General features: G+C 61.7%; 12 protein-coding genes and 2 pseudogenes. 4 read left to right on the forward strand and 10 right to left on the reverse strand.

Features of this window, described 5'->3' with window-relative positions:
- Positions 1–269: 269 nt before the first annotated feature.
- From NKG60_RS01795 to NKG60_RS01810, 4 genes are all read right to left on the reverse strand, one after another.
- Entirely contained in the window at positions 270–827 is a 558-nt protein-coding gene (locus tag NKG60_RS01795) for a dihydrofolate reductase family protein (protein ID WP_352450320.1), read from the reverse strand.
- A gap of 601 nt (positions 828–1428) precedes the next feature.
- Positions 1429–1677, reverse strand: a complete 249-nt coding sequence (locus NKG60_RS01800; RefSeq protein ID WP_352711719.1) for a DUF982 domain-containing protein — start codon at positions 1675–1677, stop codon at positions 1429–1431.
- A 161-nt stretch (positions 1678–1838) separates the two neighbouring features.
- Positions 1839–2336 (reverse strand): DUF982 domain-containing protein, encoded by a 498-nt coding sequence (locus NKG60_RS01805; RefSeq protein WP_352973922.1) that lies wholly within the window; start codon positions 2334–2336, stop codon positions 1839–1841.
- The gene (locus tag NKG60_RS01810) at positions 2333–2581 is read right to left on the reverse strand and encodes a DUF6894 family protein (RefSeq protein WP_352711716.1); all 249 of its coding nucleotides are present in this window, start codon (positions 2579–2581) and stop codon (positions 2333–2335) included. Before NKG60_RS01810 ends, NKG60_RS01805 begins: the two co-directional genes overlap by 4 nt.
- An 845-nt stretch (positions 2582–3426) precedes the next feature.
- Between NKG60_RS01810 and NKG60_RS01815 the strand changes: the two genes are divergently transcribed.
- The 3 genes from NKG60_RS01815 (at position 3427) to NKG60_RS01825 (ending at position 6120) form a co-directional block, all read left to right on the forward strand.
- On the forward strand, positions 3427–4413 hold the full coding sequence (locus tag NKG60_RS01815) for a methyltransferase (RefSeq protein ID WP_352711714.1): 987 nt from the start codon (positions 3427–3429) through the stop codon (positions 4411–4413).
- Between the two features lie 297 nt (positions 4414–4710).
- Positions 4711–5175 carry a GNAT family N-acetyltransferase gene (locus tag NKG60_RS01820; protein WP_352711713.1) on the forward strand — a complete coding sequence of 155 codons (465 nt, stop codon included), beginning with the start codon at positions 4711–4713 and terminating at the stop codon, positions 5173–5175.
- 633 nt (positions 5176–5808) lie between these two features.
- Positions 5809–6120, forward strand: coding sequence for a DUF736 domain-containing protein (locus tag NKG60_RS01825; RefSeq protein WP_352711711.1), 312 nt, complete (start codon positions 5809–5811; stop codon positions 6118–6120).
- A gap of 88 nt (positions 6121–6208) precedes the next feature.
- Here NKG60_RS01825 and NKG60_RS01830 read toward each other — a convergent pair whose 3' ends face one another.
- The 5 genes and pseudogenes from NKG60_RS01830 to NKG60_RS01855 all read right to left on the reverse strand — a co-directional run bounded on the left by NKG60_RS01830 (position 6209) and on the right by NKG60_RS01855 (position 9255).
- A complete protein-coding gene (locus NKG60_RS01830; RefSeq protein ID WP_352973924.1) occupies positions 6209–6742 on the reverse strand; it encodes a Ros/MucR family transcriptional regulator in 534 nt (177 codons plus the stop codon).
- A gap of 223 nt (positions 6743–6965) precedes the next feature.
- Positions 6966–7931 (reverse strand): annotated as a pseudogene (tnpC, locus tag NKG60_RS32195) (IS66 family transposase); the annotation flags it as partial.
- A gap of 8 nt (positions 7932–7939) precedes the next feature.
- Positions 7940–8352: pseudogene (gene tnpB / locus NKG60_RS01845) on the reverse strand (IS66 family insertion sequence element accessory protein TnpB).
- Complete coding sequence (gene tnpA / locus NKG60_RS01850) at positions 8349–8732, reverse strand: IS66-like element accessory protein TnpA (RefSeq protein WP_352711707.1); 384 nt, start codon at positions 8730–8732, stop codon at positions 8349–8351. The pseudogene tnpB and the gene tnpA overlap by 4 nt, the downstream one beginning before the upstream one ends.
- Before the next feature lie 22 nt (positions 8733–8754).
- Positions 8755–9255: a hypothetical protein gene (locus NKG60_RS01855; RefSeq protein WP_352711705.1), complete on the reverse strand. Its 501-nt coding sequence runs from the start codon at positions 9253–9255 to the stop codon at positions 8755–8757.
- Positions 9256–9644: 389 nt separating this feature from the next.
- On the opposite strand from NKG60_RS01855, the gene NKG60_RS01860 reads away from it, so the two are divergent.
- Complete coding sequence (locus tag NKG60_RS01860) at positions 9645–11756, forward strand: DUF3363 domain-containing protein (protein WP_352973926.1); 2112 nt, start codon at positions 9645–9647, stop codon at positions 11754–11756.
- A 563-nt stretch (positions 11757–12319) separates the two neighbouring features.
- On the opposite strand, the gene NKG60_RS01865 is transcribed toward NKG60_RS01860, so the two are convergent.
- Positions 12320–12463, reverse strand: a complete 144-nt coding sequence (locus NKG60_RS01865) for a hypothetical protein (protein WP_352670032.1) — start codon at positions 12461–12463, stop codon at positions 12320–12322.
- Positions 12464–12491: the final 28 nt, after the last annotated feature.

The following is a 12491-nucleotide window of genomic DNA, read 5'->3' on the forward strand; positions in this document are numbered from 1 at the left end:
CGGCTGGAAGCCAACTTTTGAACGAGGGGGCTGAAAGTGGCCGGCGCCAAAGCCTACGCGCTGCCGTCGCGGCACAGGAGCGGTGCCTCATGTTTGCTGCGAGAGCAAAGGCCCGTTTCCATACTAGTCCACCATGTCCCGCAGGGGCTTCTTGCGCTTGGGTGCATCTGTTCTCATCCAGGACGCCAGGCGACCAAAGCCGACTGTGAATCGGCGGCGCTCCTGCGACGCGCAAGCCCCCGAGCTGGGCGCGTTGAGCCTGCTCCGAGTCAGCGCGCGCGCCGGTAATGCATGGCGACCGCGCCGCTGCGGAGCGGCTTGGCCGAGATCAGCTCGAGCCGTCGCGTGCTGGGCAGCCCGCTTTGGTAGAGGGTCGGGCCGTGGCCCGCGATTCTCGGGTGCACGAGGAGCTTGTACTCGTCGATTAGATCCAGCCGGTCCAGCTCGGTCGCGAGCTTGCCGCTACCGAGGAGCACGCCGGCCGGGGTCGCGTCCTTGAGCCTCTGCACGCCCGTGCGCAGTTCGCCGCCGATGTGGTGGCTGTTGGTCCACGGGAAGGCCTTTCGCGTCGATGACACTACGTACTTCGGCTTGGCCTCCAGCTTGACCGCCCACTCGCGTATCGCCGGCGGCGCCTCCTCGTCGCCGCGGGCGACTGCCGGCCAGTAGCTCTCCATCATCTCGTAGGTGACGCGACCCCACAGCATTGCTCCGCCCTCATCCATAAGGCGGGTGAAGAAGGCGTGCGTCTCGTCGTCGGCAATTCCCTCCTGGTGGTCGACGCAGCCGTCCAGGGTGACGTTGATGCTGAAAGTCAATAGTCCCATGCGGCGAGTCTAAGCCATACAATGGAGAACATGAAGGCCGATTGCTCGCGGTTGATGTTCAACTTACGCCCCCCGTGCCCCCTTCGTTTCCTTCACGTCCTGCTGCTCGGGTCGCCTTCCGTCCCATAATCATAGCTCCGCGCGTATACGTAGGGGGTGCCAGTGGCGGTGGCGGGCATTTCGTGGGATTGATGCACTGAATCTGGGCCGCGCCGGCCCGGGGGGAAAGACCGTGAAAACCGCCATCACAGTACTCATTGTTCTGCAAGTCGCCGATTTGGTGGCGACGCTTGGGGCCGATTACTTTGGTCGTCGCCGCGCCACGCTATTCGCTGCCTGATCTATGCCACGCACGCCATGGGCGAGCCGAAGGCTTGCAAGGAGGCATTGCCACGGCCGAGCTGCCATAGGACGCGCGTGCCTAGGCGCGACCCATTGCGGCGAGCGTCCCGAGGAAACAGGCCACAAATGAGCCCGCGCGCATGGTTTCCCTTCAGTGGGACGATAGTCACCAGAGCGCGTTCATGCCAGCCGGCATAACCGCACGGGCAGCCCTTCGGCGGCTGCCACTATATCCACCCGGGCTCCCTTGACCGTGTACCTAATTCTCAGGGGAGAGGTACATTTTGGCCTCCTTAGCGGCAGCCTCAAATGCCTTTCGGATCACGTGAGGGTCAATCGGATCGCCCTCCACAGCCGACAGGCAGAGGGTCACAGCGTTGTGCCAGCGAGGTCCTCGCCGGGTCCACGTCTTGAGCTGCTCAAGGGCTGCCCTCGCATTGTTGCAGCTACGCCGATCACCGGCTTCAGTCCTTACGAACACCGGAGGGACGAACCAATGGGTTGGCATGACGGGAATGTAGGGCGGGACGAGCCTGCCGACCACCCAGTGGTAGTCCGCGATAATGGAACAACGCAGGTCCTCGGTAGTTTAGAAATCGCAGCGGTCAATTCTTCGTGGATGCAGCCGCTGTTGGGTCCGCCGGCTTTCTCACGAGTGGCGGGCCCGCCTTATGGAGGGACTAATATCCCCTGCTCCTTGGCGGCAGCCAGGAATGCCTTGCGGGCCTCCTCAGGCTCCATCTCGTCGGCAAGCACAGCGACGCAGACGTGCACCGCGAGATTCCACTGAGGGCCACGTTTGGTCCACTTCAGGAGTTCCTTAGCCGCTGCATCGGCGTTGTTGACGTGGTTCGTCATACTTGGAGACTCAGTCCCGACAGGGACCGGAGGGGAGACCCAATGATTTGGCATAAGGGTCACTCCTTGCCGCCCTTGCCGCCCCTTAAGCCCCCTAAGCAACTTTTGCTCATCCGTCAGCGTTCGTTTTAATGATAGACTAAGCAGCTTTCGAAGGTAGCTGCAGGCCGCATCTGACCTCTGCTTTGTTCTCTCGACGATTTCGTCTGGAATGGTAGACCAGAATGTTTGATAGAAATTTCTGAGCGGGTGATCGGACAAGTGGCTCGAGTGACCAAGGTGAAGACGATCAGGTTCCCATCGATTCATTGTCTGATGCGGACTATGCGGTTCAGTTCGAATTTGACCACGATCTGGGCTAGCTGGTTGCCTGCTTCATCGCGGACTTGAATGCCAGCCTCGTGATAGGTGCCATCGGGCAGCTTTTCTCTTGCGATTTCAAGCAGCGTTTTTGCTGCCTCGTCCTCCGCAGATTCCAGGTTCGGAAGCTCTGAACCTTCAGGGTCTGGGAAGGTCTCTCCATTGCTGGACAAGTCGAAGAAATAGCGCGGCATCAATCCTAACCAGGATTGCCGGAAAATGTTCAATGTCTCTTTTTTACATACAAAGAGCTAATCCAGCATGGCCCGCAGGGGCTCTTGCGCTTCGGCGGCCTGTATTTTCAACCAGCCTGGCCTTGTCGAGGTCGATCGTCACCGGCGGCCTCACGTCGATGGTCACCTTGCCGCCTTCCTCGTCCACCGTTCCTTAGTTTCTTTAACAAAGGCTTTCACCCGGGATGCGTCCCTGTCACGGGTTTGCAGGCCACAGCGATCCGGGATGACCGATCCGTCGGTGGCCGAATTTCGTTCCAACCGTCGGTTGGTGGACGCATTGCAGCTGATGCGCCTAAAGTCCCTGACGGTCCGCGTGCACCGGGCAGGCCCATCCCGCATCCCCCAGCGTGGTGCAAGCCACTTGATCGGATCCCGCCGTCTTGGCATGTGCGGCGGGACTTTTTATCCAATTCGCGGAAACCGAGTCGGCTTCGACCTCCGTCACCTATCCGTCGCGAACGGCTCATGCCGGGAAGGTGATGATGCAGCACTCGACAAGGTTTCGCTTGTCGAATGTCTGGCCGCAAATTGGGCAGAACTCCAAACCATAGGTGGTCGCCCCTTTTGGCTCGAAGCAAACAATCGCAGATGAAGCCGCGCATAACCGCTTTGCGCTTATGTCGGCCGTTCGAGGCGGCGATAGACATTCTCAGAAGCTGACGTTCAGCTTTGCCAGGAGTATCCGCTACGTCATCGTGTCGGTCGCTCCAAATAATGATTTTGTCTTCACTTTCCGGAGAACGGAGGTTCTAATCTATGGGAGCTGCTTCAAATTCGGTCCTGGATCGCGGAAGGGGGGCGACATGGTGGATTCTGCTCGGATCGACAAGCTGATCGCAGCGGTGCCCCCCGCCTTAGCGCTTCGAGCCGGGCTGGACCTTGGCATCTTCACCCGGCTCGGTGGCAGCGCGGTGACTGCTGACAGCCTGGGGGCCGCGCTCAAAGTCGAGCCCGATCGTCTGTCGCGGCTCCTCTACGCGCTCGCCAGCATCGGTCTCCTCGAAGTCAAGGATGGTCAATTTCGCAACGGAGCCGAAGCATCGGCCTTCCTCGACGCGTCCAAGCCGACCTATCGCGGCGGCGATCATGCGCTCCTGCGCGAGCTCTGGGGAGCCGACTTGCTGACCGCAGAGTCGCTGCGACAGAACCGGCCGGCTGCGCTGCACGACTTTTCTGAAGCAGGGCCCGCAGCGGCGGCGGCCTTCAGCCGCATGCTCGCACCGGGCGGGGTGATCTTCGGCCGACATCTGGCCCGGGAGATAGACCTCTCGGCGATCGGTTCGGTGATCGACATCGGCGGGGGCTCCGGGACCATTCTCGTCGGACTTCGCGAGCGGCAGCCGCAGATTGCGGCGACATTGATGGAACTGCCAACGGTCGCAGCGGCCGCGCCAGATATCCTGTCAGAATACGGTGCCGACGACGTGGTTGTCGAAGAGGGGGACATAACTGTCGCGCCATCGATCGGTCGGCACGATCTGGCGATCCTGAAGGCCGTCGTCCAGGTCCTTCCGCCTGACCAGGCGCGCAGTTCGATCCTGAACGCGGCGCGTTGCCTCACACCGGGAGGCGAGATCGCAATTGCGGGGTGGGGTGTCGTCGATGACGACCGCCTCGGCCCGCCTGAGGGTGTCTTTCTCAATATCACCTTCTTGAACCTCTATGGCCACGGCGAATCGTACACTGAAGGTCAGTATCGAGCGTGGATGACCGAGGCTGGATTCCGGGATATCTCCAGGTCGCGCCTGGCGGACGGCTGCACCTTGTTTAGTGCGCGCCTCACGGGCTGATCGTGGTTGGATGGTTGGTTTCGGACGCAAGGCTCTCCGAGGCGCCGATGAGCACACGGCAGTATGCCCGGCTGGTTGATAAATGGGTCTCAGCGATTGGGCTGCGACCTGAAGACGGCACACTACCAAGGGGCTGTCATTGGTGATTAGCGGCCTGCCAGGGCCGTTGCGTTGGCGCCGCCTCAGGTCGAAAATGCCCCATGGAAGCAGTCCGATTTCCCAAGCTCACGACACCAAGGCTCGTGCTTCGGGCGCCGAGCGAACGGGATATCCCAGCATGGTTTGCGCGCGCGATGGATGTCGTCCCTTGCCGGCGATCCCGTTCGTGACGACAGAAGGGCAGGCGAACGGTGGTTCGCCCGTTCGCGTCAGCGATTCGCTGACGGCAAGGCGATCCAGTGGTCCGTAGACCAAGCAGGAGTATCGGACGCGATCGGGACGATAACCCTGTCCTTCGGCGCAACCGACGCCAAGGCAGCCGCATTGGGATTTGTGCTGGCGCGTGCGCATTGGGGGCACGGACTGGGCAGCGAGGCGGCGCGCGAAGTCCTCCGCTACGCCTTTGAAACTCTGGCGCTTGAACAGGTGACGGCCGAGGCAGCGGCGCGCAATTTCGCGTCGCTGCGAATATTGGCGAAGCTCGGCTTCAAACATATCGAGAGCTTAATCGATGAGTCCCACGGCGAGCGCTGCCAGCGTTTTGCGCTCGACGGAGAGGTCGGATCGTCACTGTTGGCGAGCAACGCGATGCCAGACTGCTAGGCTTTGAACCATCCGCCAATAGAGATTGTTTGTTCTGTTTAGGTCCGCAATGAGGTCGCCAGCGGAACGTCCATTTGCTGGTGACTTCAGCCTAGAAGCTGACAGTCGGCTCACGGCCCCATTCCTGACATAGTCGCTACTGCTCAGAAAATCACTTGCTCAGCCGGCTTCCACCGTAGGAATACTCACTTGAGCGTTTGACCCTGAGTTCTTCGTTCGCTACGGGAGCCTCGCGCGGCGTCACAACCATACGCGTCATCGCCGCGCTCATAACACGGATGGGCAAGCGCGTGACTGATCGCGGTCCCCGCGTTCACTCCTGTCTGTTCATCCTGAGCCTATGCCGTCCTCGATGGATTGGGTCTGACCAAGGACCGCCTTCGCTTCGCTCAGTCTCGATCGTCTTCGCGCAACGACGGCGCTCTCGTTTTCTTCCCCTGGCCATACCACCCCACCACGCAGGCATGGCGGGGAGCCCGGTTTGCGTCCATTCCTCGCGGCCCAAGAAAGCCTCGCGCCGCCGTCTTCCACTTCGTTTCAGCCACTTTGGGTGCGGCCCGATCGTCCCCGGTCTCACGACCACCATCGAGGCCGCGATAGGCGCGGCCCGAGAAAACAGAAGGAACGACCACAATGGCGACGATCGGCACTTTCTCCCGCACCGCGAACGGCTTCTCCGGCTCGGTCAAGACCCTGAACCTCAACGTCAAGACGGTGACTTTGACACCGGCCGAAGGCGACAACGAGAAAGGTCCGGACTTCCGCATCTTTGCCGGAGCCACCGAATTCGGAGCGGCATGGAAGAAGACCTCGCGTGAGGGCCGCGACTACCACTCGGTCAAGCTCGACGATCCAAGTTTTCCCGCTCCGATCTATGCGAGCCTGGTCGAGACCGACACCGACGGCGAGTTCTCGCTGATATGGGCTCGCCGCGCCGCAGAATGATCCGAGCTAACACGAAGCCCCGCCGCTCGGCGGGGCTTCGCCAAGTTCGGGTCCGCCACTCGTTGGCACTCCTGTTAGGTGCAGCACGCTACGCTTTGACGAGTGCCTTGCGCGCCTTCCTAGTCGGCGACTTGATTGCCGTTGCGGTTGCTGTCGCTGCTGCCGCACGGGCAGCCCGTTTTGGTTTTTCCGCCGCGGCAGGAGTGGGCGCCACCGCCTTGCGTCCGAGGCCGATTGATTTTGCCAGAGCCGAGCGGGTAGCTGCGTAGTTCGGCGCCACCATCGGGTAATCCGAGGGCAGGCTCCATTTCTGCCGGTATTGGTCAGGGCTCAGATTGTAATGCGTCCCGATATGTCGCTTCAAGGATTTGAATTTCTTTCCATCTTCCAGGCAGATGATGAAATCAGGTGACACTGATTTCTTGACCGATACCGCCGGCTCCAGCTTGACTGCGGCCGGAGCGACAGGCGTGCCGATCCCTTGCAAGGCAACATAGGTGTCCCCAATCAGCTTCGACACCTCGCCGACCGGCAGCGGATTGTTCGACACGTAGGCGGAAACGATGTCGGCGGTAATTGCTACGAGATCATCGTTGTAGTTTCGGTCTGCAGGAACGGTCATCGAGTTTTCCTCTTGTCTAATGGCGCGCGTTGAAACGGATGAGCTGTTTATTGCCAATCTCGCAAACAATTCGTTATTTCCGCCAACAAACCTAATTGGTTGCAAATATCAAGCGGGCATGCTTCGCTTCCATCGTTCGGCCCGGCTGCAGTCAATGTTACTGATCGCGTCGGAGAAGCGAATCTTTCCGCTCGCCTTCTGCGCGGGAGGGGGCCCACACCCTATGGCTCCAGCAAGCGGCGAGAACGATATCTCCCTTGCTGGTGAGTTGCTCGAAGCCGGCATAGCCATCGACGTGCAGCACGCCCTCGAAGTGCTCGAGATGCGAGGCCGGGCGTTCGGCCTTGCGGTTTGGTTCAAACAGATAGATTGCCGCGGGCGGCTCCGGTCCGCCCCAGGGGTGTTGCTCGCGGGCTTACACCCACAGCGGTCCCGTCTTGGTGCGGCCACGGCCTGGATCGAGCACCGGAACCGGTGTGTCATAGGCAAAAAGATGATCGGAGGCGAAGACGTTTTTCGCCAGTCGCTCGTGCGGGGCTTCCAGCCACCAGCAGGAGCCGCCAACCCAGCCGGCGAGCGTCGAACGTGGAAGATCAACACCGTTCCTGCGAAGATCTGCGACTGCCGATAGAGCGGCGTGTGATCGGAATATTTGCTGACCAGCACCTGCGCGAGCAGCGCCGGCGTCGCCAACCCGCCGCTCCGCAGCCGGCGCCTGCACCACCTTCTCGCAGGTCCGGCAGGCGTATTTGGGGCGCGTGGTGCGGATCACGCGCAGCTGCGCTGGCACCCAGTCCAGCATCTCGCTCACGCTTTCGCGGATAAGATTCAGCGCGCCACCGCAGCCGGCGCAGACGGTCCCGTCGACATCGACCAGAACCTCCTCGCGCGGCAGATGATGGGGCAGCGGCTTGCGGCGGGACGGCTGTTCGATCTGCTGTCTCGCGACACGCGGACGGCGCTCCTCTTCGCGGGCGAGATCACCGTCGGGCTCTTCCAGTCCGAGCGCCAGTTGATCAGGATCGAGCCGCTCGGAACGGCGGCCGAACTGCGCGCGCTGCAGCTGCTTTATGATGGATTTAAGGCGCTCGATCTCACCCTCGCGGTGCTCGACAACCGTCGCTATGTCACGCACAAGATGCTGCAGAAGAGCCGGTTCGCTGGGCAGATTGTCGAGGTCGAGCAGCATGTCCGAATCTACCCGAATCGGCTGATTCGAAGAAGCAACTTCGCTCGATTTGGTGCGATTTTGCTACGCTTTTCAGCCGGCCAAAAGCGGTCGCCAGAAGCGTTCCGGCGTGCGTCTATCCCTTCGATGAGCATCGCGAGTTGTGCTGGCGACAGCATCACCGACCCACCTGGCTCGGCCAGACGCCGCCACCAAAAGTTGCCGCGGTCGATGCACTTAGTGAACAGACAAAGCCCGTTCCGTCCCAGAACAGGATCTTCAGGAGCGACGCATTCCTGCCGCGGAACACGAACAGATGTCCCGAGAACGGGTCCTTCTTCGGATGTTCCTGGATCAGCGTGGCGAGGCCATCGAGCCCCTTTCGCATGTCGGTGTGACCGAGCGCCAGGTGCACTTTCACGCCGGCCGGAACGACGATCATGACGCCTTCTCCTTCCCAGTGAGCTGCCGCTTTACCGCAGCCGGAGTACTGCCGGCCGGTGCAAACACGCGCCGTCCATCAGCCAGCTCAATCGCCACCATGCCGTCGGGCGGCTGCACCAGATAGCGCAAGGCCCCGAGCGCGGGCAGCTCTTTTGCTGCGCCATCGGCAAGCACCACCGTTGCCAGTTGCGGCGCCTTGCGAGCGGTCAGGCCGAACTCGACCCGCCAGCGGAACACCATGCTGGTGGCGACGCCATGGCGGCGACAGACCTGCGCCACGGCGACGCCGGGCTTCTCCGTCTCCTGCACGATCGCCCGCTTCTGGTTGTCGCTGAAGCGGCGCCGGTTCGATCGCCCGTCGACCGCGTCCGGCGTCAAGCGGTATTTGCGTCGCGCGCAATTAGCAGCGCTGCTTGATTGGGCTCGGGCACTCGGGTGAAGCAGGGATCGCCACTCGGTTTCGTCGCCGGATTCTTCCAGGCGATTGCGCCAGATCCGCAACGCATGCGGCGACAGACCAAGTGCAGCGGCATACTCCGCGTGCCCCCATGCCGCTCCAGTTCATCGCCTTGACATGCATGCTCCAGAATGCCCGCAGAGCGATCGGGCCGCTGTCCGTACGCCTGCCGTAGCGATGGCGCGGAGGCCTTTTGGGCCGCTTCGGCGGCACCTCCTTGCGCGAACGTGCTGCCTTCTTCCGGTGCAAGTTCTGCAGCCTTTCCGCACGCTTGCGCAGATCATCCGCGCTCACCAGATGGCGCATCCGCAGCTCGAATGTGGTGATCGAGAGATCGCGTCGGCGACAGTATTCCAGTGCATCCTGGTTGCCGCGATACCAGCTCGCAACATGCGACGACCAGTAAGGACTGTTGGCCTTGGCCCAGGAGCGGCGAGCCGCCATCGGAGATCCTCCATATGACGAAGGAACCCCACATGAAGCTCAATTGCACTAGCCGAATAGGTGCAGGGACCGGACGCTTACCGAGGGTGGATTAGGACAGCGAGGGTGGATTAGGACAGCAAGATAAAGCGAGCTGGCGCTCGCGCTCGCTTCGCTCGTAAGTGTCTGTCTGCACATTGTTTTTCCGGGCGGATGTCGACGCAACGCAGAATGACGCGAGGTGCGGGGTTGACGGTCTATGGCTATGCTGTTGATCAGAAAAGCAAAGCTGTCGTGCCGCAGCGATGTGCGATCGGTTGTTCTACGCCGCAGCAAGTCTTTGCGCGCCGTAGAACGCCCGGCGCTCCGGCCACCTTGAAGCACCAAATCCGACTCCCGATGCTGTCGTCATGGCAGATCGTGACAGCGACAGATTCGAGGTTCGCATTGGCCGGATCCGGCGCAGCAGCACGCCGGTTAATTCGCGCACGCTGCCCTTTCTGCGCCAGGTCGAGATTGCCATCCGCAAGCAGGGCGGCAATCCGAATCGCCTCGGCGCAAGCAGGAACGCCGGGAAGGGGAGTGGCCGCTTCAATGCTCGCGGCCGGGGCGGCAAAGCGGCGGCAGGATTGCCAAGGGACAGCGGCAGTTGGAAGCAGGACTCCAATGGCGTCCGCTTTCGCTCCCGCCGCGTCGTGGTAAAGGCGCGCGTTGTCAAGCTGCCGAAGCAAGGGAAGGGGATCAGCGCGCGCGGCCAAAAATTCGCGACGACGAGCAAGGCCGTCGATGCGCATCTGCGCTATCTCCAGCGCGACGGCGTCACCAGGGACGGCAAGGAGGGCAGGGTATACTCGGCCGTCGAGGACGAGGCCGACGGCAAGGCCTTCGTCCAGCGCGGCCGTGGCGACCGGCACCAGTTCCGGTTCATCGTCGCGCCGGAAGATGCCGCCGAGATGGAAGACCTGCGCTCCTTCACCCGCGATCTCATGCGGCAGATGGAAACCGACCTCAACACGCGCCTCGACTGGATCGCTGTCGACCACCACAACACCGGTCATCCGCACACCCACATCCTGGTGCGCGGCGTTACCGATGACGGCAAGATCCTGAACATCGCCGGCGACTACATCGCCCACGGCATCCGCCACCGGGCAGGCGAACTGGTGGAACGGGAACTCGGGCTGCAAAGCGAGCTCGAGGTCGCCCGCAAGCTCGCCAACGAGGTGGACGCCGAACGCCTGACCCGGCTCGACCGCATGCTGATTACCGAACAGCGGGAGCACGACCTTGTCGACCTCCGTCCCAACGCCAGCGACAGCTACACCATTTCCAGCAACCGCTACCTGCTGATCGATCGCTCAAAGAGGCTGCAGCACTTCGGCCTGGCGAACGAGATCGAGCCCGGCCGATGGGTCATCTCCGACAGAGCCGAAAGCACGCTGCGGGCACTTGGCGAGCGCAACGACATCATCAAGACCATGCATAGGGCGCTCGAGCACGGCCTCGCCGATGAACGGGGTGCTGCGCAATATGTCATGCATCGGAAGACCATCACCGAGCCGGTGGTCGGACGCGTGCTGGCCAAGGGCCTTGCCGGCGACGAGATGAGCGACCGGCTGTCGCTCGTCATCGACGGCGTCGACGGGCGCACGCATTATGTCGAGACTGCTGATACGGCAAAGTTCGACGACGTTCAGCGCGGGCATATCGTAGCGCTCGATCCGATCCTGCCGAAGCAGGAGCCGCGTGCGGCCGACCGCAACATCAGCGTCGTAGCCGGCGAGGGTGGCATCTATCGCCCGAGCCAGCACCTGGACGCGATCCGCGAGACATTTTTGGGGCAGGGCAAGGACCCGGATGCCTTCGTCCGTTTCCATGTCCGCCGTCTTGAAGCGCTGCGCCGGGCAGGCCACGTCGAGCGCATCGACGAAGACCACTGGCGCGTTCCGGAAGACCTGTCCGAGCGCGGCATCGCCTACGACGCCCGCAACGCCGGCAAGGACTTCTCCGTGCGTGTGCTCTCGACGTTCGATCTTGACGCGCAGATCGGCAGCGACGGTGCCACCTGGCTCGACCGGGAGCTCACGGCCAAAAGCCCGGTGCCGCTGGTGAGGTCAGGCTTTGGTCTCGACGTGGACAACGCGCTCGACAAACGGGCTGCCCAGCTCGTCAGGATGGGCCATGGCGAACGCGATGCGGGGAGCGGGACGGTCACCTTCGCGCGCGACCTTGTTGCCACGCTGGAGGGCCAGGAGATCACGCGCGTCGGCAAGGAAATGGCCGCGGCGCGCGGCCGCACCTACGCGCCCGTTCAGCCCGGCAACCATGTCGGCGGCACGCTCCTTGGCTCGGTCCCACTTGCCAGCGGGCGCTTCGCCGTGCTGGACGACGGGCTCGGGTTTCAGCTGGTGCCGTGGCAGCCGATGCTCGACAAGCGCATCGGCCAGCACATCAGCGGGTTCGTGCAAAACAGCGGCGGTATCGACTGGAGCTTCGGCAGAAGGCAGGGACTGGGGCTGTGAGCGCGCTCATCGGCGCGGCAGTTTTGGCTCGTAACTATCGCCGGCATATTGCTGCGCCTTTCTGGCTAACGAGTACGGATCGCCGGGCTGAACTGATAGCTTTGCCGACCACAACAGATTGCATTTAATCAGGGCGCTCTGTTCTGCCTTGTACCTGGGATCCACTGCTGCTCGGGCGTCAGCAGTAAAGATCGTAAGTCCCACCAGCATCGCAAGTAAAGAACGCTTCATTGTAGTCCATAAGGAGCGACAGAAGCCGAAATTGCTCTACCTTTCAAGCTTGGCATTTCGGGGGGCTAAATGCAGCAAGCCCATACGGCCCTGCTGCTGCTCATGGGTTTCGACCGACAGGGCGGCCGCGTTTCGTTGCTCGCGGTGCGTCGAGAAGCTCAAGTTGGCAGGGATGAGGAACATTCGATAGCGCCAGGGATTCCTTACTGCTCTACCGCTGGCGAGAACTATCACGAGAGTGTCGCACTTGATCGTTCAACAAAACTCGCATGTGGGCGCTTAGCCTGCAGGCATAAACGTTTTCGACAGCACCACACGCCGTCGTTGCGAAACTAGACAAACATCATAACGATGATCGCGCCGAGGACTATCAGGACAAGCCCACCGATAAGCATTGGCATTAGACTGTTGTCGGGGTCGATACCAGAATCAATCTCCTTCGTTAGCGGCTTGTCGTTCTTCTTTGATTCGGCCATGACTCATCTCCATCCGAGTAAAGCAGCA

The organism is Mesorhizobium sp. M1428 (assembly GCF_040317515.1).
Taxonomy (GTDB): Bacteria; Pseudomonadota; Alphaproteobacteria; order Rhizobiales; family Rhizobiaceae; genus Mesorhizobium.